The following is a 19537-nucleotide window of genomic DNA, read 5'->3' as shown; positions in this document are numbered from 1 at the left end:
ATTAACACATGAACATCAACTGAATGAAGATAGAATGATATTAAATATTTTAAATAGATTCAACCCATCACAATCAATACAAAAGAACAATACACTGTAAACAAAAGTATCCAAAGAAAACATTTTCATGATTCAAAATTTAATTTGTACTTCTTCACCATATCCGGATAACATATTATATGAGAAATTAGAAGCCAAAATACAAAACCTATATAATAACCGACAGTTAATAAATACCCCTCAAAACAAGAATGCAAACACAGAAAAAGTAAAGAAATAACAAACAATTGTAACCTTCGATCATGTCTAATATATTTAAAAACTCGAGTTACTTTCTTTAGAATGAATAACATTATTATTGCACCTAGGGCACCTAATTGAAATAATATAGACAACCATCCGCTACCACTCTCCAATCGACCTTTATGAAGTACGCCTCTATACCAAGCCGTTGCAAATCCACTTCCAATAAGAGGAGATTCATTTAATTTTTCAAACCCCTCTCCAAAATGGGCAGAGCGAGAACCATATTTTTCACCTTTTCCCCCTTCAAACTTATTTTGTATTTGAGTTGAATGCTCAAGATATACAGGAATCGATATTGTTGCAAGAAATCCTATAACCAACAAATACAATATTATTTTTTTAACATTTCTTGCATTGTATACAATGTATAACACCATAGTTATCACGGATGCAAAAAGAGCAGTACGAGATGCAGCAACAACAGTGACATAAATAGACAGTAACAAAATAGACAACACAATACATCTGAAACATTTATTTTGTAACTGAAATAGACACCACAACAAAATAACATTAGCTAATCCTGCAATAGGAGCTAACCACATAGGATGATAATAAATAGCCGAAAAAGAGAGGTCAATATGTACCCCCTCCTGTGCAAAGGCATTTATGCCTTTTAGATAGCAATACATAGCTATCATTGATACAACAGGAAAAAATAATAAAATTACAGATAAAATTTTGCGTTCAAATAAGAAGACTTTTTTAGATACATAAAATGGTGCACAAATAAGCATCATCCCAGTAAACATAAGAATGCGATAATCGATATATAAATTTGAAAATACAGAAATATAGCAGGCTAAAAGAAATAAGATATTTAGTTTTGAATATTTAATGGTAAAGGTTCCATATCTAATTTTGTAAAATGCCACATACCCAAATGCAATGAGTAATGTATATATACCAGGAAAAATAATTGAATTTGAACAAATAAGAAAAAAAGCCATTAAGGAAGGAAAACAATATTCCTTAATATCACGATTAATTATTACCAAGCTAAGACCCAACATATAATAATAAAATTTACTAGAAATTATGCATTCCTATATGGCTATAATACCCAATGTTCTACAAACACACATTTTCACCCTTCAATAGAACTGGCTGGAATTTTAGAATATTAGCACAATATTCTTTATAATCATTATCTGAAACAGCAGAAATTCTAGCAGAAATCTCTGAAAGCGATGTCACGGTAATACCAATATTCTTCATCTCTACCAATTTCGCCATCGCCGAATCCTTCCATACTATTAATGGTAATCCAGCTAACACATATAACGAAAATTTATGAGGTGCAATAATTTTAAGATAACTCCCCCATGTACCAGAGCAGGTTTCTGTGGAATCTCCGTCCCAAACAAGTCCCCAACTCCCTTCTAAGTGACCAATTATATCAGGCTTAAAAACTCCTTTATACTCATATTTATTCTTCATAGCATTATTTGAGGAACAAGAACCATATACTATAAGATCTAAATCTTTATTCTCAAAAACAAAATCACTAAAAAACACGCTCTTATCTATATTACCTGCGAAACAAACCTGCTTACTTAACTGACGTGCTTCTTTATCTGGGACTGCAATATAAGGGAAACAACCTAAATAATGATATTTAATACCCGGTCTCAATCGCTGCTCAAAATAAGTTTGCATTTCAGGTGTATGCACAATTATTTCATCAAAATTTGACAAAACCTTATTCTCAAAGCCCGATAGCTCCCCTTTTTCTCTTACAGAATTAATATCATGCAACAATGTTATCAGATATTTTTTTTTCAAGAAAGGAAGAATAAAATAAAGCATTTTAGGATTTAAACTTGGATACTGAATCAACAATGTTGCACCATTAGGTAAATTGATAGCAAGACGAATCATTTTTAGGAATAAAACAACAATAAAAAGTAGCTTATTCTTATACCCTCTCAAAATGATAGGATATTCTTCATAACCATTTTGTAAAGCAATTTTATGTATATCTTGAGGAGCCTTAACACTTGCTCCACCACCTATTAAAGATTTACTAAGTTTATCATTTGTTATAGTTTTAATAATAAGTATGTATTTCTTCATTTTATAAACCTTGTGATTTAACTATTTCAAAAACCCTTTTCACAATAGGAGCCATATCATAATATTTGTATTCAGCCAATCGACCTCCAAAGATGATATCTTTTTCGTGAGCTGCTAATGCACGATATTTATCGGCTAAATCATTATTTAGAGTATCATTTACTGGATAATAGGGCTCCATACCAGGTTTCCATTCTGTAGAATACTCTTTGCTAACTACAGTTTTCGGACAATCCAAAAGTTGCTGACCAAACATCTCAAAATGTTTATGCTCAATGATACGAGTATAGGGTACTCCTCGGTCAGTATAATTCACTACAGCATTACCTTGATAGTTGGCAGTATCATAGATCTCTGTTTCAAAAGATACGGTGCGATATTGCAAACGCCCCAAACGATAACCATAGAACTCATCTATCGCACCTGTATAAACAATCTTATCGGCAAGAGCTGTCAGTTCTTCACGATTCTCCCCAAAATCACAATTCAGACGACACTCTACACCATTCAATAGACCAGCAATCAGTTTATTATAGCCACCGATTGGAATTCCTTGATATTTGTCATTAAAATAGTTATTATCGAATACCATACGTACCGGCAATCTACGAATGATAAAAGCAGGCAATTCTGTACAAGATCGTCCCCATTGTTTTTCAGTATATCCCTTGATGAGTATTTCATAAATATCTTTTCCAATAAGAAGCTGCGCCTGTTCTTCCAAATTTTCAGGTTCACGACCATTAAGAGCAACTTTTGCTTCCGTCCGCTGTTCCTCCAATTTAGCTTCAGCTTCAAGAGGAGTTGTCACGCCCCACATCTGATAGAAGGTATTCATATTAAAGGGAAGATTATAAAGTTTGCCTTTATAATTAGCCACCGGTGAATTGGTATATCGGTTAAACTCCACTATAGAGTTGACAAAATCCCACACTTCTTTGTTTGAAGTATGAAAGATATGCGCTCCATATTGGTGAACATTTATTCCTTCTATATTTTCACAATAAAGATTGCCACCCAGCTGTGGACGCTTATCAATGACCAAACATTTCTTACCTTGTCGTTTAGCCATACAGGCAAAAGTGGATCCAAAAAGTCCGGAACCCACTATCAAATAATCATACTGTTTCATATATGTAAATATCTTGTTTTTATACCAGCTTCAACAAGTGCGGATGATATTCTTGAAATATCCTCTGCTGTCGGAGTCGTAAATGTTGAGAAGCAACGTTTCAATCGTTGATATTTTGCGTGTCCCAACGTATGATAGCTCAATAATTCTATAGAGTTTACAGAATAGTTCTTTAATTGTTCGACAAGCCAAGATAGCCAATCGATATTATCTAGCAGTTCTGCAAATACAACCAATCGGTAAGTTGCATTAGATAATTTTATAGTAGGGAAAAAAGTATAATAAGGAGATTGAAATTTCAAATCAACAATCCATTCATCCACCCACTGGAACATTTCTGCAAGAGGGGGGACAGAAAGTGCGGTTTCCACTGCTATATTATATTCTTCCTCTTTCAAGCTTCTTATCAATGCACAGAGACTTTCACCTTGTAACAAAGGCTCACCTCCGGAGAAGGTGACCCTCCGATACCCACTCGCTTCAATTTTGGCTTTAAGTTGATCCAAAGCAAACCATTCGCCCACAGATTCCCTCGCACCAAAAGGACAAGTGTTTTCCAAATTAAAAACATCATTACAACTACCACAATATTTACTCCCCTTAAAAACTGCACATCTTTCTTCATTGTAAAAAGTTTCAGGTTTGCTGGATTGAGTCTCCGGATTGCAGCACCAAGGACACTTAAGAGGACACCCTTTAAAAAACACAGTTGTACGTAAACCGCTTCCATCATCTAAAGTCATTCTTTGAACAGCTGTTACCAATAATTGCCGTTCAGCACTCATACGCCTCTGCCCGATTTATTAGGTTTACTTTATATTCATCCGGAAGTTCATTAAAATATGCGCTAAATCCCCATACACGAACAACTAAGTTAGGATACTTTTCCGGATGATTTCGTGCATCAATTAATGTATTTTTGTCCAACACATTCAACTGAAGTTCGTATAATCCACGCTGCACACTGTCATTCAACAGTTCGCTCAATTTATCCACATGCCTATTAAAAGCCGCAGGTATAATAAAGTCCACCACATTTCCATTGATACGACAACCCTCATAATTCATCAAAGACGCAAAGTTGATAACCTCCACAATATCAATATTTTTCCCAACCGGCGATATATGCGTAGAGAGAGGTTCACCCGAACGACGCCCATCCATAGACGCTTCTATATCAAATGCTTGAGAAATATAGTTGGGTGAGCTAAACCCCACTTTTGCCCGCCTTCCATTGATGCGAATATTCGAAACAACTGATTCAATTTTATCACTCACCCGATTAGTTAATCGCAAAACACTGTCATCAACTTTCCCAAACTTGAGAGGTTGCGACTGAAGCAAGCCCCTAAGATCCGCCGCGTTTTCAAAATTATGCTCTATCACGTCCTTGCACTCTTTAAGAGTAAGTAACTTTTGCTTAAACACCAGTTCCTTTATATTAAGCAAAGCATTGATGGTATTAGGCAAACCGACCACTAACATTCCATGATAAGCATACTTCGCTCCTCCCTTACTGATATCCTTTCCCGACTTCGTGGCATCCGAAAACAACAATGTAAACAAAGGAGAACAATCCATTACCAAGTCGTGAGCGCAACTTCTGATATTCTCTTCCAGACATTGTTCAAACAACCGCATAAAGGCTTCAAAGTCCGCTGTATAAGAAGACGCCATCATTATAGCATTATTGACAGCTTTCAAAGGAGAAATACTGTTAAGATTATTATTCTGGTCAAAACTCTTCCCTAGGATTAGCGGCTCCCAACAGGCGCTAGTCCCTAAGTTGTAACAATCTTCCGGAGCATAGCCAAACCTCTCCATCAGAGGTATCACCTTATCCTCATTCAAAATCAGAGGTGACCCATTCCCTTTGAGTAAACACCGGGCAGTAGCGTCATAGACAGACTTTGATGTATGATTATTTACTCTTAAAATCAGTTTTGGATCAGGAATGGAAAGTGTGGCGAATATTCCCAGAAAAAGGTGAGTCAACTCATTCTCCACATTCCGACCTTCTTTATCGAAACCTCCCAAAAGGATATATTGTCCGGTATCTCCATAAAGTGTAGCGCTTTTTTGATGCGTCTGCGATCCGATAAGAGCAATCATCTCCCGAAGAATGACTTCAGCTTTTTCTCTCGTAAGCCGCCCCTCTTCAATATCTTTCTTATAGTAAGGGAACAGAGCCATATCCAATCGCCCCAGGCCATTATGCCCATGCTCCATTTGCCAAAGCATCGCATGAAAAAACAGAATTTTCTGTAGTGCTCCCTCGAAAGAATCAGAAGGATACAAGACACGCCTACAAAGGCGTGTCACCTCCATAAAACGCACTACGCAAGATTGCTTTTCAGTCACTCTGTCAACTAAGATTTTCAACGCTCGCACCACTCTATTTTCTCCCATTGCAGCAAAGTCTGTCGCAAGCACCTCTTCATAAGCCGGAGTAATGCTTAAAATGTTCATAGCGTGCGTGGGGAAAAAGCGGTGAAGCGTCTTGGAATATGGATAAAAGAAATAATTGTTTTCATCGATTTCAATCTTACGGCATATCTTTTCCAACTGTTCAAGATAGGCTGTCTCTTCATCCTTAGCGTGCGAATACACCCACTTTTGACACTGAAAATCCTTTAAACCTCCAAGTATCATGTCCATTTTACCTTCAGCACGATGGCTCTTCACACATCTGACCAAAGTAACAAGCCGCATGGGCATTACTTTTTTTATCGTATTTTTCATCTCTCTATGAATTTATATTGCCGTTTACGTTGCAACTCTCTGATGGCGCACCTCACCTTTTCCGGCAGTTTCTTTCCCCAACGCATTGCAAAAGTTTCTCTTTCTTTAGGCACATGCCTGTATGGAGATGGAAGAGCGCTCAATTCATCCTCACGCGTTTCCACTTCCTCCATCATTTGTTGTACAGAAACATCGATCTTACGCATTGTTTCATCTTGCTTCCATAATTCATGCAATATATTACCATATCGATTCAGAATATCCATCTTATCGAGTCCTTCCCGTTGAGTTCCAAAAGCGAAATGAGCAATCAGCGCATCACCATTAAAGCAGTTAGCTTTGCCTAGTTGAGTTGGCTTGATACAACTCAAAAACTCTTCATCATCTCCAGGCACTTCGCCCTTGAATTCAGCCATTTCACCACCAAACCATAAAATACAGTTGATTGAAAAACGCCCCATTGCCATAGGATGTTTACCAACATATAACTCTTGATACTTACCAGTAGTAAGATACTTCTCCATGAACCAATTGTGCAAATCCGCTGCAAACCAACCGTCCAAACTAATAGTCCTCTCCATACAGATACTCATATAATACTTATCCAACTTGATTTTATTATGCACCTGTAAAAGATAAGTAGACAAAGCGTTATTGATTACGAGCGGTGATACTAAAAAATACTCTGGATTATCCACACGAAACTTTACCATCTTCTCGAATAATTCCGGTTCAAACCATACCACATCATCATCAAGTTTCATATAAATAGTATCTTTGTCACAACAATCACGATAAAATGCATTAATGCTCGCAATACCATTAACGACTCCGTCCGGTTGCCACACCAAATTAACTTTCGGATATTTCTTCGCAAGCTTTTTAAAGAACTCAATATCCACCATATTGTGAGTATTAACCCATATATCATACCGATCTACAATATCAGCATTCAAAATGGGAGGAACCAAATATTGCATATAACGGCGGCGACCTGCAGCCGTATTCACTACAACTTTATAATTTTGATACATATCATCTGAATTTTAGGATTAAATTACGTAAGAGACACATCAAAAGTACACTCACAGGAGTGGAGAACCGTATCAGCATCTTTCTCCTGCCTAGATACTTCTTGAATTCAGTCTTGAAACCAAGTGTTTCGATTTCTCTCAAAAGTATGCGTATATATTGTAATCTTTGCTTTATGCCACGGCTGCTATCAACCGCATGAAGCATGTTATTATAATATTCAAGAATTGTATATTGAGTCAGTTCATCACTTTGAGGAAGTAAGTCACTTCGCCTCTTCAATTCACGTGCCACTTCGACAATCACTCTAGGCTCGGTATATTTTCCACCTAAATGTTCTCCCGGATGATGCACATAATTATAAGCAATCTGGTCAATCACTCCTACAGATTTTGCTCTGCCCAGACAATCAAGAGCAAAGAGGCAATCCTCAAAATAGTGGAGATTTGTTGACAACCGGGAATTCCGGTTGTCAACAAAATTAAAAAATTTGTTGACAACCGGAAACATCAGATAGTTCCGTTTCATATCCAAATATAACTGCGCCAACGATTCGGCATTGTCACACCGACATTGTTTCAACACATGTCCACCGCTGCCGTCGATAGGATAATCTTTATAACCAAATACATATACATCTGAAGGATTTTGACGATGCAATCTCAACACTTCTTTATAAAGACCGGGATCAAGAAAATCATCCGAGTCTATAAAAGTAAAGTATTCACCTTGAACATGTTCAATACCATAATTACGCGCATTGCCTACTCCTCCGTTGGGAATATGAAAGGCATGAATCCAACTATACTTCGATGCATATTCATCACATATTGCCCCCGATGCATCTTTGCTACCGTCATCCACCAACAGCAATTCTATTTCATCACCCATATCTTGGGCTATGACACTATCAATACAACGATGCAAATAAGGTTCTACGTTGTATACAGGAATAATAACTGAAAGAAACATATTTAATTAAAGTGAACGATGTTTTATCCCTTTACCGGCTAGTACAGGAATGTATTTATTGATTAGTGGTATCATTATCAAACAGCAGGAAAATACAAAAATAAACTGAACTAACTTACCGATAGCAAACGACGGTATCAATGGACGCAAAAAATAATCAGCTAATGATATAAATATACCCTGAACAGACATAATTATCAATGTATTTCTACCTATATATATCAATACATTTCCTAATTTAGGCATTCTTTTCATAGAAAAAACCGAGAACGAAGCTACGCCGACAATAGCACTGAAACAAGCAAGAACCATCCCTATCTCAAAATAGTTTAAAATTTCCTGACTATGTTTTAACGCATCAGTTCTCACATATACATAAGTCAAAACACACCCCAACAAACCCAACAAACAATATTTCCACAAAGACATCCAATTGCTATTCATCAAAAACCTTTCAACAATAGCATATTTTCTCAATGAATTTCCTATTAGATAGAACAAAAGACACATTGGAATTTGAATAAGCCTATATGTTAAAGGGAATTCCCAAAAACGAAAGCAAGCAGCTAAGACCACGCATAGCAATATGACAAATATTTTTACCCCCCCTTAAAGCGAGCCACGTTATACCCTAGAACTTCTACTATAAATAATATTGGAAGAAACCAAAGTGCGCCGGGAAGCAATGTCTTCAGTTCATAATATCTCCCTTCACAAATATATTCCGGAGAAACTACAAGACTAACCACCGTATATAGAACACAAGGAACGAGAAGTGTCCAAACCCTACTTACAGCAAACGGTAACAATTGAGGATGCTTCGCTATATTGAAGCAGTATCCCGATAGCATGAAAAAAAGAGGCATGTGAAATGCATATATCCATGGACGGATATATAGTTGATTCCCAATCATGTGACCAACTACCACAAGGATAATACCTATCCCTTTTAAAATATCAAGTGAATCTATACGCATAATAAAAATACAAATTATTTCAAAGTTCCTCTAGTTTTGCCGCCTCTCAAATGTAATCTGAAAAGTATGTTTTTGATTATTTCTTTCATATACTGCACAGCATACGCCATTGATGAGGAAGGCATCCAACGCCAACTACCGGCACAGCAATGTATTGCAACGGCTTTCTCTGTTATAAGCTCCATATTACTTGCAAACAAACTTGACGAATAAATTTTTAATCCACTCTTCAAATCCTGTTCTTCATCCTTAAATTTGAAACCATAATCAATCGCAATATTTGCAAAAATAAAAGGAGAAATAATTTTATTATTCAATGAACCATCCGGCAATATAAAATGCTTATCATGATAATAGTTCATACAATCCCTCATAAAAGGATGTCCTTTTTCCGCACCAAGAATAGCCGCCTGAATCTGAATTCCGTCTATATATTGAATATCTTTTCTTTTGTTACCTTCCGCATCAACCGACCCTTCAGCATAAATTTTCTCCACTAAGTCCGGATAACACTCTACCGCACTAAATGCCCTGTTAGCAAGACAAAAGTCTAAACTATTCCTGACAAAAACATCTGAATCCATATATATTCCCCCTTCCGTATAAAGTACATATACACGAATATAATCACAAGCAAATGCCCATTTTCGCATCTTACATGCTTCTGCTACAAAAGGGATGGAATAAATATCAAAATTGTGTGTATCCCATTTCTTTATTTTATAATCAGGAAGCTTTCTCTTCCAACTTTTAATGCAACGTTTGAGCTCTGCAGGCATCGGGTCGTTACTCAACCAACAATAATGTATTATTTTAGGTATCATATTAGAATGTTAAAAAATGGCTAGTCCTCTCAAACAGTCAATGTGTTCAATTCTCGAGTTCATCATTTTCTTTTTAATAACTTTATCTTAATATTGTTTTGTATTCTCTTACGTATGCCATCATCCAAACCCAAAAACCAAACAGCCAAAGCTACGCAAACTACGCCGCTTATTGAGAGGATAAAAAAATCCAAATATGGCGTGTGAAACAATGTATTTCTAAATATATATAACAGTAATGGTATAGGCACAGAAACAACAGTTACTATGATACAAGATTTAAATAAAACAAAAATATCTGTCCACGTATATCCCATAATTTTCACCAGTAGGAAAGGCTTTATAAAAATAGCGAGTATCAGAGATGAAAATAACATGACCCAGGACAATGAAACTGGAGAATAACCTAACTTGAACAAAACATAGATGACAGGAAAGGATAAATAGCCGACACAAATGGAACATATAGTAGTTTCCTTTATCTGACCTTTTGCTGTAAACGCACTGTAAAACGATTGGTCAAACACTCCAAAAAGCGTAGTAACAATTGCGAATTGCAGAAATACAACAGAATAATCAGGTATTTGTCCCAGCCAAAGATATAATAATTGCTTTGCAACTAAAAAGACTGGAAATGCTAATATCAACATTAAAAAATATGAATATTTTGTTGATATTAGCAATAAATGCTTACTGCCATCAAAATCATTTGCCGAAAACCTCTTAACGATCTGCGGATTTGCTGCTGTTCGGAAATTGTTAACAAATGAATTAGCTGTCATAGAAACAATATTGGCCACTGAACGTCCTGTCACTATGCCCGAATTAAAAAACATATTAAGAAGAATAGTAGTACCTTGAGCATTTAATGAAATAGAAGTGTTTTCTACCAAATTCCACGATGAAAAGCCGAGTACTTTCTTTATAATAGACTTGTCAAAAGAGAAATGGTAATGAGATTCCTCATAATGACGAATACAGTAATAACGATAAAAAAAAGTAATACCACATTGAACCATAAAAAGCAATGAAGCGCAAAGCATTAATTTATCCCAATCGGAAACCATGAGTATATATACAAGCAGTAATTTCAATATAGCTTCAATAATGCTCGTATAAGCATATATATTCATTTTCTCATGTCCAATAATCACAGCGGTATATGGCACCTGCGTAATACCGACAATAGACATTAATATAGATAAATGATATGTAAATACAGCAGCGGAAAATCGTTCCGGGGGAATGACTAATTTATTATATAAAAACCATAATCCGATAGTTTCTGCCAATAAAGCAACGACCACGCCGAATAATAGATGTACAGTCAATAAAGAGGAAAAAGTATCACTTAGCTTTCCCTTATCTCTCCTCCCCATTTCAAATGTAATAAATCGCGATGAACCGGATGCCAATGAACCATTAATAATATAACTTAATAAACCTGCTACTCCACCCACAGTTTGATAAATACCATAATCATTGACACCCAATGTTTGGAGAATAATTCGTGATGTATATAATGATACGACTATTGTACACAACATTCTAAAATATAAGAATATTGTATTCTTTGCGATTCTATCGTTTCCTGACATTAAGGTAAAATTTTGTTTTTATCTATAAACGGACAGACAGACAACAATTTTTGAGCATCAAAAGTAATAGGAGAATAACTATCTTTATATTGAAGCAAATCCGATAAATCCAAACGTGATCGTATGATTAGTGGTCTATCGATCGGCCTTTTCACAGAAGCGAAATAATCCAAATATTTAAAACTTCCATCAAAGGTTTCATCAGAGAATTTAATCCAAATATTGGGAATATGATACGCATCAGACAGAATCAGACCATGCAATGAGCTAGATATAATCATTTCACATTCTACGATCTCTTTTATCACTTGCCTCCAATCCTTATAATGTTTAATATCAATCTGTCTCGCCTTGTTTCTTTCTCTTTCAATAAATTCCTTTATAATAGAATTACCTAGATCATTTTTATGTAAAATCACCCCTATTAGATATTTTTTATTTACAAATGGAAGAGGGTAAATCTTAGGTAACAATAAAGCGGGATCTCCATATATCTCCGGGCACTCCACCCCTTGTGAGATCAAGTATTTGCGTGTAAGCGGCCCCCTAACAGCCAATACCTTACGAGGAATAGCTGGCAAAGGATTATCCGGTTCCCGCACTCCGCTCCCCCAAATGATACTATCTTTATTTGTCATCCAACCTATTATCGAACCTATAACCATAAAATTAGGCTGCTCCCGTAGATTGAAAAAATCCCAATAATTCAATATACGTTTATGACTCAATTCTTTTATAAGATAATAGTTTATGTCATCACCTATATTACTATGAAACACTTTATTACACAACAAATTCATAGACACATTAAGTACAATCTCATCTGCTCTGGTTCTTCGTCAAATTTGGTGGTACTTCTTCTATTGTGAATAAAGAATCTTGGCTCTCAGTAGTTTGCTTCCTGCCCTATTGTACATCTGCCTTTTTACCGCTTTAATTTTATTCACTGTCCCCTCCAGTAATCCGTTACTGAAGGGGATATCAATAGCTGCCTGTACTGCCTCCCAGTCTTTTTCAATACCATATGCAAAGTTCGTCAGTGCCATATTCCGTGTTGCCTTCGCTTTTTCAATCCACTTTCTAATATCCTTATCATAAGTGTTCCCATTAATCATATCTCTGAAATTCTGACACACGCTTAAGAGTTCTTTAATCTGTGGTGAGGACTTATATAGTTCCGCTAGTTTAGGATTATCCGATTCTCCCTTTAGAATGTATTTGCGTATCTGATTCTGTGAAACTCTCTGTGTTTTACTTCCGTTTTCAATGCTCTCATTATGCTCCTTGACTTCCTTCCTCTTTTGTTGATACATTTTTCGCAAGCTGGATGTTATCCTTCCAATAAGTGCGCCACTGATTTTACTCCCCATTTTTTGTGCCAATATTTTTCGGGTAATACAGCCCGCACTAATGATTGTAGCCAGTTCGGATACATATTTAAGAGCTGTCTTCTGTTGCTCATTCAAGTATGCCCCTATTCTCCTGTTGTGAATGAGCTTATAAATGTAGCGACTTTTCTTGCCCAAATGCGCGGCTGTCTGCTCAATGGTCATCCCCTGCATTTTTAAGTTCAGGCTTTCCCTGTATATCTTCAATTTTTCTCTGTGTCGGACATCTCCCATGTTAAATATGTCCTGAAGAATTAACGAAGAAGCCGTGTCTCTGTCAGGATATTCGTATTTGAGCTTTTGCTTGGTCTGACGAATCATTTTCTCTATTTCCGGTATCATCGTGTCCGTCATATTCTTGGTTAGATGGAACCGGTCGCAGATTTGTGTAACACCAGGGGTTATTCTGTTTATAGCCTCTGTGAAACATCTTCCACGGTCTCTCGTTATATATTGTATTTGAGGATTCCGGGTGAGCCAGTTATCAAGCGCTTCTCCGTTTCTATCCTCTAACAAAGCAATAGGCATGTGTGTCATCTGGTCTACGACCACACTCATATAATCCTTACCTTTTTTATAGGCAAAATCATCAATACCTACATAAATACTTTTATTATGCATAGGATTATGTTGCCCGCACTGTTGTAGGATGCGTAAGCAGGAAGAGCTACTGGCCGTTATATGGAACAGCTGCAAAAGAGAAGAGGCCTTTCGGGAAGTAAGTTCCAAGCTTATCGATCTGATGCGTTCCTCAACAAGATAGCTCCGTCTACCATACCGACGAGCCAGAAAAGACAACGGTTCGCAGAATATTTTTCGCGGACAAGAAACATTTTCGCAATAATATTTGCCAACCTTTATGACTAACTCCAAAGTATGACCGTAAACTTCAAGATCCTGAATATGACGGGAGTAATAACTGTGTAATCGGTGACTGAAATGTCCGCAATAAGGACAGGAAGCCCCCTTGCCAGCCGTATGTAAAAAGACCGTCAATGAACCAACAGCTTCAGAGATACCATCTTGTTGCAGATTATCGTAGCCAGGACTGAATCTGAAATCATGGAATAATCCCCTATTTGTAGGAGGATTTTCTTTTTTTGATGTATATTTGTACGTTGTAGATATGGCTTGTTGCATTGTAACTCTTAATGATGTGGTGTCTTTAAAGTTACTAAAAAGCAAACATATCTACAACTTTTTATAGGATTAAGAAAGAAGAAGAGGAAAACCATCGAAATAAAAAAGAGATTACCACCAAATTTGACGAAGAACCTCTGCTCTTTTATGCAAAAGCATATAACCTGTATTTACAATAAGCCTAAATAATCTTATGATTCTACCTTTTATGCGTAATTGTTTAATTCTCATATTATATAATTCATTTGTCTTCTCCAAAATCACATTCGTCTATTCTTCTGTCCTTTCTCCCTTACCACCATGGTGTGTCTCCCCATAGCCATAACCATAGCCATAACGCTTACCATAGCCATAATATTTGCCATACTTACCGTAACCGTAATAATAGCCGTACTTTTTCTTCTGAAGATCCAAACCATTGATTACAGTACAAAGATTAGGCAACTTATTACTATCAGCCAATTCATTAATCAAGGTAAACTCTGCTTTCCGAGTATAGTCTGCCCGACATACGTAAACTGACAAATCAGCCACACGACCTACGAGCAAAGTATCAGTTACCATACCAACCGGGGCAGTATCCAAAATTATATAATCAAAGTTCTTTTTCAATACCTCAATCGCTTTATCCAAACTATCACGAGCTAATAACTCTGTTGGATTAGGTGGTACAGTTCCTCCTGGAAGAATAAACAAATTCTTACTAACATCCGAAGGCTGAACGAAATCCATCAGATTCTTGTCCGGATTCGACAGATATTGAGTAATTCCCTGCTCTTTCCTCGGAATATTAAAAATTTTATTCAAACCGGGCTTGCGAATGTCAAGCCCCACAATCACTACTTTCTTTCCTAATAAAGAAAGACTTATTGCTAGATTGGAAGAAATAAAAGATTTACCTTCACCACTAACTGTCGAAGTCACTAAAATCACTTTCTGATCATTCTCAAGCATAAACTGAAGATTAGTACGGAGATTACGGAAAGTTTCACTCATTAAAGTATTCTGATTCTCAAACACAGCAATAGAACCATTTGCTTCTTCTGTCAACGGTACATCACCTACAATAGGCAGACTTGTTAACTTCTCTACATCACCACGCCCTTCTATTTTAAATTTAGTCAAACCAATTAAAAAAATAATACTAACAGGCAATCCCACTCCTACCACTAAAGCAATTAAGTAGATTATCCTAGGCTTAGGAGAAACTGGAGCACCTTCAGCTGCTGGCTCATCAATAATCTTCGCATTATTCGCAGTAGCGGCTAAAGTAATAGCATTCTCTTCACGTTTCTGCAAAAGCATCAGATAAAGCCCAGCCTTGATTTCCTGCTGACGTGCAATACTTACATACTGGCGCTCCTGTCCCGGAGCATCACTGATACGACGGGAAAAACGACTGGACTCACGATCCAGATCAGCCTTCACGATAAGCAAGCCTTGTAAAGTCCCATCAATAGCAGCTTTTACATTTGCTTTCATGGCACGAATACTTGTATCCAGATTTACAATCATCGGGTTGCTTTCCGTAGAAGTACGAAGTAAACGCTTACGTTCAATAATCAATTCATTATAACGATCTATTTGAGTAGTTAAACCATTATCGGATAAACCAATATTACTAGGTAATACTTCATACTCATTCGACGGATTATTGATATATTTATTAAGATCACGAACTAAATTAATTTGAGTTCCATTTTCTACACGTTTTCTTTCATATTCAGCATTTCCCGATACTGCTAATTGGGCATCACTACTGATATCCGTCAATCCTGCATTTCTTTTAAAAGCTTCCAGCTTATCCTCTGTAGTGCCAAGTTCCTCATCAATAATCTTAATACGTTCATTGATAAACTCTCTCGTCTTTTCGGCAACCTCATTTTTATCATTATTCGTATTCCGATTATACATTTCCATTAACTTATTAATAAAGTCCTGTCCCCGCTGTATATTCGTATTCATCAATGAAACAACTGCTACAGAAGTCGTTTTTGAGGTAGGTGCTATTTCCAATGCCCACTGATATCCTTTTGCCACCCCAAAAGGCTGACTAACTACAGCGCTGATATTTCGTACTACACTTTGCCCTACTATCTTCCCATTTGATAAAGAATCTTTCAATGTAAACCCAAATGTACCTGCATCCGTAGGTAACACTGCTGGAAGTTTATCAAAATGCTTATTATATTCATTCAAGCCTATCTTTAGATTCACATCCAGACCACCCTCTGGAGATAACTTCATATCAACCAAAGCTACATTTGGCAATTTATCCGCCTCTTGTGCCGTCAAATTCACAATTACGGGAGAGGTTTTATACAGTTCCTTTTTAGGAAACTCATCCTCATCATAGTAAGTAATATAAAGTTCCAGATTATTAACGACCTCTTTCAGTATTGTTTTTGAGCGTAGCACTTCTATCTCATTATCAATACTCTGCGTAGAAGTAATCACCCCACCTAATCCCAAGCTTTCCAAATCTGCAGTATTTCCACCACCATTCTTTTTATCATTCTTTATCATGATAGATGCAGAGACCTGATACACAGGAGTTTGAAAATGCAAATACACCCAAGCGCCAATCAAACAAGCTAAAACCGAAGCAATAAACCAAGGCCAGTGAATGATATACTTAAAGAGAATTTCCTGATAATTTACTTTCTCTTCGTCTAATTCACTCATATTATTGTTATACGAATTCTCATTCTCTTTCATTACTAATTACTTATTTAATAAAATTACCAATATATTTGCAAGTGAAACCAAGATAGAAGTAGCAGAAAACCATAATCCCGTATTGGTTCCTATATCCGAATTCTTAGCCTTAGTCTTATTAGGTGTCACATAAATTATATCATTCTGCTGTAACTGATAATAAGGAGACAGTACCATTTCAGCCTTATTCAAGTCCATAGTAATAATTTCCTGCTTGTTATCTTGCCCTGTCCTGATCAATTTCACATTATCACGCATACCATAAATAGTCAAATCACCTGCCATAGCGAGTGCTTCCAGCAAATTAATCTTCTCATTAGAGATCACAAAACTACCAGGCTTGGCAACCTCCCCCAATACCGAAATTCGGTAATTAACAATACGCACAGTTACAAGCGGTGCTTCTTTCAAATAAACCTTCAACTTATCTATAATCAGATTTTCTATCTCCAGTTTAGTCAATCCACCTACATGAATCTCACCCAATACTGGAAAGTTGATATTCCCCTGATTATCTACCAAATACTGCTGTAGAGCAGGTGATGCGTTTCCTTGTCCTACCATCTTTCCCTCCGTTCCACTAGCAGTACCCGAATTTACCAGATTGAAAGGTGCAGCCAGTTCCGGAGTAGAACAAGATACGGCAATCGTCAACAAATCCTTGGGCATAACCTTCACACCTGTCTGACGAACACTCTGTTCTGTATCATTCACAAAAGCCGTATCCTGCAAATAAGGCACTTTCTTATATGATTGGCAGGATACCAGCAAAAAAGCAAGTAACACACCCAAAGTCAATCGTTTCAGTTTTCTCATAACCACCTACTCATGTAATTTTACAACTATTGATTTAATTTTTACTCAATTTCCAATTCCTCACCTAATAAGCCTCTTTATCCCCACGGATTACATTATATACAGTCTTATACATGATATATAAGTCCAGAATGAACGTCCAATGCTCGATATACCAGATGTCACGTTGCACACGTCCTTCCATCTGCCAAAGTTCCTTCGTTTCTCCACGAAAACCTGTCACCTGTGCCCAACCTGTAATACCCGGTTTAACAAAATGACGAACCATATATTTATTTATCAAATGGGAATATTCTTCTGTGTGCTTCAACATGTGCGGACGGGGACCCACTAAAGACATATCCCCTTTCAGTACATTAATAAATTGGGGAAGTTCATCCACATTCGTCTTGCGAATCAGATTACCGATACGGGTTTTACGAGGATCACATTCCGTAGCCTGAAGCGTATCACATTGAGCATTCACCCGCATCGAACGGAACTTATAGCACCAAAATTCACGACCATCTTCACCACTTCGTTTCTGTTTGAAAAAGACAGGTCCAGGAGAACTTATCTTTATAGCCAGTCCCACAATGATGTATATAATCGGGAAAAGAGTACAAAGGAATAGTAGCGAGCAAACAATATCAAAGCTACGTTTCACAATACGATTTTCCAATAACTCAAGTGGCTCACGACGGATAGAAAGTACCGGGACATTACCTAACATTTCAAAATACATTCTCCGTTTCAGATAGTTCCGGACATTGGGAACGCTGAAAAAACGAATTAGATGATTCTCGCAATAGTTGATAATCGGCACAATTTCAGCACTACGGGCGGAAGGAAGACTGCAATAAAGTTGGTCTACCTTTCCCGCATTACGGGTCAAATAATCAACAGCTTCGCACGGCTGCCCCAAATATGCAATATTCATAGGATAGCGGTCTGATGGGAAATCTTCAAAATACCCCTGTACACGATATCCTGATGTCGGATCATCCGTCATGGAATGATAAAGTTCCTGCATATTTTCATGGCTACCCACCAGTACTACCTTTCGGACATTTTCCCCACTTTTGCGATAAAGCTCCAGAATATAGCGAAACGTCAGGCGATAAGAAATAATAACGATAATGAGAACTACATAAAATGCCCCCAGCTGACGCAGGTTAACACATTCAAAATGGAATATGTACGAAAGTCCCAGTACTATCAATACAAAAGGAATCATGTTCCGTGCCACCCGAAGCATTATTTGCTCCGGACGAACCACCGGACGATGAAGAATCACTCCAGAACGAATGTTGCAAACCAGATAACATAAAGTCATCAAAGCCATGTTCTGGAAAAGAGGCATGGAAAACTCAAAAGGAGAACGGTTTCCCCAAAGAGAACCAAACACCCACAACAGTAAGTTCAGTAAGATGATGTCCCCTGAAAGGACAAAAGATTTTAAGACTTTATTAAAACGTTGGACTTCCTGCATTACTTTATTCTTGATTTAGATTTTCATCCATATCCTCATTTTTCTCCCTATACTCAATATAAAGTTCTCCCCATTCTACCATTTTGGCTCGAAACTCTTCTTTTGTGAGATTGTCATAGTAATAGGAAAAAAGACGGGTAAAATCACTTAGACGTAAATCTCCCCAGATATCATCTTGTAATAAGTGGGTTTTCCCATGTGGATTTCTTTACGCATAGCCTCTATTGACAAGTGAGCACGTTCAAACTGCTCTGCGATGAAATGGCCCAGTACGGGATGATTAAATTTTTTCATGTTTATAATTTTATTAGTTGTTAAATACATTGTATTATATGTTAATTTTAT

General features: G+C 36.9%; 17 protein-coding genes. All 17 read right to left on the bottom strand.

The window, feature by feature from the left end; translation table 11 throughout:
• Nucleotides 1-125: 125 nt before the first annotated feature.
• Nucleotides 126-1319, bottom strand: a complete 1194-nt coding sequence (locus INE92_RS04025; protein ID WP_074708511.1) for an O-antigen ligase family protein — start codon at nucleotides 1317-1319, stop codon at nucleotides 126-128.
• Nucleotides 1320-1377: 58 nt separating this feature from the next.
• Nucleotides 1378-2382 (bottom strand): galactofuranosyltransferase, encoded by a 1005-nt coding sequence (locus INE92_RS04020; protein ID WP_074708508.1) that lies wholly within the window; start codon nucleotides 2380-2382, stop codon nucleotides 1378-1380.
• 1 nt (nucleotide 2383) lies between these two features.
• Entirely contained in the window at nucleotides 2384-3514 is a 1131-nt protein-coding gene (glf, locus tag INE92_RS04015) for a UDP-galactopyranose mutase (protein WP_120080427.1), read from the bottom strand.
• Nucleotides 3511-4299 (bottom strand): 4Fe-4S cluster-binding domain-containing protein, encoded by a 789-nt coding sequence (locus tag INE92_RS04010; RefSeq protein WP_120080425.1) that lies wholly within the window; start codon nucleotides 4297-4299, stop codon nucleotides 3511-3513. Before INE92_RS04010 ends, glf begins: the two co-directional genes overlap by 4 nt.
• Complete coding sequence (locus INE92_RS04005; RefSeq protein ID WP_120080423.1) at nucleotides 4289-6256, bottom strand: pyruvate formate lyase family protein; 1968 nt, start codon at nucleotides 6254-6256, stop codon at nucleotides 4289-4291. The genes INE92_RS04010 and INE92_RS04005 overlap by 11 nt, the downstream gene beginning before the upstream one ends.
• Nucleotides 6253-7290, bottom strand: coding sequence for a hypothetical protein (locus tag INE92_RS04000; protein WP_120080421.1), 1038 nt, complete (start codon nucleotides 7288-7290; stop codon nucleotides 6253-6255). The genes INE92_RS04005 and INE92_RS04000 overlap by 4 nt, the downstream gene beginning before the upstream one ends.
• A 1-nt stretch (nucleotide 7291) precedes the next feature.
• On the bottom strand, nucleotides 7292-8260 hold the full coding sequence (locus INE92_RS03995; protein WP_120080419.1) for a glycosyltransferase family 2 protein: 969 nt from the start codon (nucleotides 8258-8260) through the stop codon (nucleotides 7292-7294).
• A gap of 6 nt (nucleotides 8261-8266) precedes the next feature.
• On the bottom strand, nucleotides 8267-8704 hold the full coding sequence (locus INE92_RS03990; RefSeq protein WP_233476925.1) for a hypothetical protein: 438 nt from the start codon (nucleotides 8702-8704) through the stop codon (nucleotides 8267-8269).
• 155 nt (nucleotides 8705-8859) lie between these two features.
• The gene (locus INE92_RS03985) at nucleotides 8860-9174 is read right to left on the bottom strand and encodes an acyltransferase family protein (RefSeq protein ID WP_232286469.1); all 315 of its coding nucleotides are present in this window, start codon (nucleotides 9172-9174) and stop codon (nucleotides 8860-8862) included.
• A gap of 77 nt (nucleotides 9175-9251) precedes the next feature.
• Nucleotides 9252-10061, bottom strand: a complete 810-nt coding sequence (locus tag INE92_RS03980) for a glycosyltransferase family 32 protein (protein WP_032849305.1) — start codon at nucleotides 10059-10061, stop codon at nucleotides 9252-9254.
• A 62-nt stretch (nucleotides 10062-10123) separates the two neighbouring features.
• Nucleotides 10124-11659 carry an MATE family efflux transporter gene (locus tag INE92_RS03975; RefSeq protein ID WP_120080415.1) on the bottom strand — a complete coding sequence of 512 codons (1536 nt, stop codon included), beginning with the start codon at nucleotides 11657-11659 and terminating at the stop codon, nucleotides 10124-10126.
• Nucleotides 11659-12297 (bottom strand): polysaccharide pyruvyl transferase family protein, encoded by a 639-nt coding sequence (locus tag INE92_RS03970; protein WP_229097425.1) that lies wholly within the window; start codon nucleotides 12295-12297, stop codon nucleotides 11659-11661. The genes INE92_RS03975 and INE92_RS03970 overlap by 1 nt, the downstream gene beginning before the upstream one ends.
• 222 nt (nucleotides 12298-12519) lie before the next feature.
• Entirely contained in the window at nucleotides 12520-14187 is a 1668-nt protein-coding gene (locus tag INE92_RS03965; RefSeq protein ID WP_203462761.1) for an ISL3 family transposase, read from the bottom strand.
• A gap of 270 nt (nucleotides 14188-14457) precedes the next feature.
• Nucleotides 14458-16905 carry a GumC family protein gene (locus INE92_RS03960; protein ID WP_117515091.1) on the bottom strand — a complete coding sequence of 816 codons (2448 nt, stop codon included), beginning with the start codon at nucleotides 16903-16905 and terminating at the stop codon, nucleotides 14458-14460.
• A 6-nt stretch (nucleotides 16906-16911) separates the two neighbouring features.
• Entirely contained in the window at nucleotides 16912-17727 is an 816-nt protein-coding gene (locus INE92_RS03955) for a polysaccharide biosynthesis/export family protein (RefSeq protein ID WP_120080413.1), read from the bottom strand.
• Nucleotides 17728-17785: 58 nt separating this feature from the next.
• The gene (locus INE92_RS03950) at nucleotides 17786-19192 is read right to left on the bottom strand and encodes an undecaprenyl-phosphate glucose phosphotransferase (RefSeq protein ID WP_004307284.1); all 1407 of its coding nucleotides are present in this window, start codon (nucleotides 19190-19192) and stop codon (nucleotides 17786-17788) included.
• Nucleotides 19193-19339: 147 nt separating this feature from the next.
• Nucleotides 19340-19486: a hypothetical protein gene (locus INE92_RS03945; RefSeq protein ID WP_165863272.1), complete on the bottom strand. Its 147-nt coding sequence runs from the start codon at nucleotides 19484-19486 to the stop codon at nucleotides 19340-19342.
• Nucleotides 19487-19537: the final 51 nt, after the last annotated feature.

Origin of the sequence: Bacteroides xylanisolvens, assembly GCF_018289135.1 — a bacterium.
Taxonomy (GTDB): Bacteria; Bacteroidota; Bacteroidia; order Bacteroidales; family Bacteroidaceae; genus Bacteroides; species Bacteroides xylanisolvens.
The sequence above is the reverse complement of the archived record's forward strand: the minus strand, read 5'-3'. Positions and strand labels throughout refer to the sequence as shown.

What these genes read in the sequence shown, in the direction of transcription:
- INE92_RS04025 (WP_074708511.1), bottom strand. Translation starts at nt 1,319, where the DNA reads ATGTTGGGTCTTAGCTTGGTAATAATTAATCGTGATATTAAGGAATAT.
- INE92_RS04020 (WP_074708508.1), bottom strand. Translation starts at nt 2,382, where the DNA reads ATGAAGAAATACATACTTATTATTAAAACTATAACAAATGATAAACTT.
- glf (WP_120080427.1), bottom strand. Translation starts at nt 3,514, where the DNA reads ATGAAACAGTATGATTATTTGATAGTGGGTTCCGGACTTTTTGGATCC.
- INE92_RS04010 (WP_120080425.1), bottom strand. Translation starts at nt 4,299, where the DNA reads ATGAGTGCTGAACGGCAATTATTGGTAACAGCTGTTCAAAGAATGACT.
- INE92_RS04005 (WP_120080423.1), bottom strand. Translation starts at nt 6,256, where the DNA reads ATGAAAAATACGATAAAAAAAGTAATGCCCATGCGGCTTGTTACTTTG.
- INE92_RS04000 (WP_120080421.1), bottom strand. Translation starts at nt 7,290, where the DNA reads ATGTATCAAAATTATAAAGTTGTAGTGAATACGGCTGCAGGTCGCCGC.
- INE92_RS03995 (WP_120080419.1), bottom strand. Translation starts at nt 8,260, where the DNA reads ATGTTTCTTTCAGTTATTATTCCTGTATACAACGTAGAACCTTATTTG.
- INE92_RS03990 (WP_233476925.1), bottom strand. Translation starts at nt 8,704, where the DNA reads ATGAATAGCAATTGGATGTCTTTGTGGAAATATTGTTTGTTGGGTTTG.
- INE92_RS03985 (WP_232286469.1), bottom strand. Translation starts at nt 9,174, where the DNA reads ATGATTGGGAATCAACTATATATCCGTCCATGGATATATGCATTTCAC.
- INE92_RS03980 (WP_032849305.1), bottom strand. Translation starts at nt 10,061, where the DNA reads ATGATACCTAAAATAATACATTATTGTTGGTTGAGTAACGACCCGATG.
- INE92_RS03975 (WP_120080415.1), bottom strand. Translation starts at nt 11,659, where the DNA reads ATGTCAGGAAACGATAGAATCGCAAAGAATACAATATTCTTATATTTT.
- INE92_RS03970 (WP_229097425.1), bottom strand. Translation starts at nt 12,297, where the DNA reads ATGACAAATAAAGATAGTATCATTTGGGGGAGCGGAGTGCGGGAACCG.
- INE92_RS03965 (WP_203462761.1), bottom strand. Translation starts at nt 14,187, where the DNA reads ATGCAACAAGCCATATCTACAACGTACAAATATACATCAAAAAAAGAA.
- INE92_RS03960 (WP_117515091.1), bottom strand. Translation starts at nt 16,905, where the DNA reads ATGAAAGAGAATGAGAATTCGTATAACAATAATATGAGTGAATTAGAC.
- INE92_RS03950 (WP_004307284.1), bottom strand. Translation starts at nt 19,192, where the DNA reads ATGCAGGAAGTCCAACGTTTTAATAAAGTCTTAAAATCTTTTGTCCTT.
- INE92_RS03945 (WP_165863272.1), bottom strand. Translation starts at nt 19,486, where the DNA reads ATGAAAAAATTTAATCATCCCGTACTGGGCCATTTCATCGCAGAGCAG.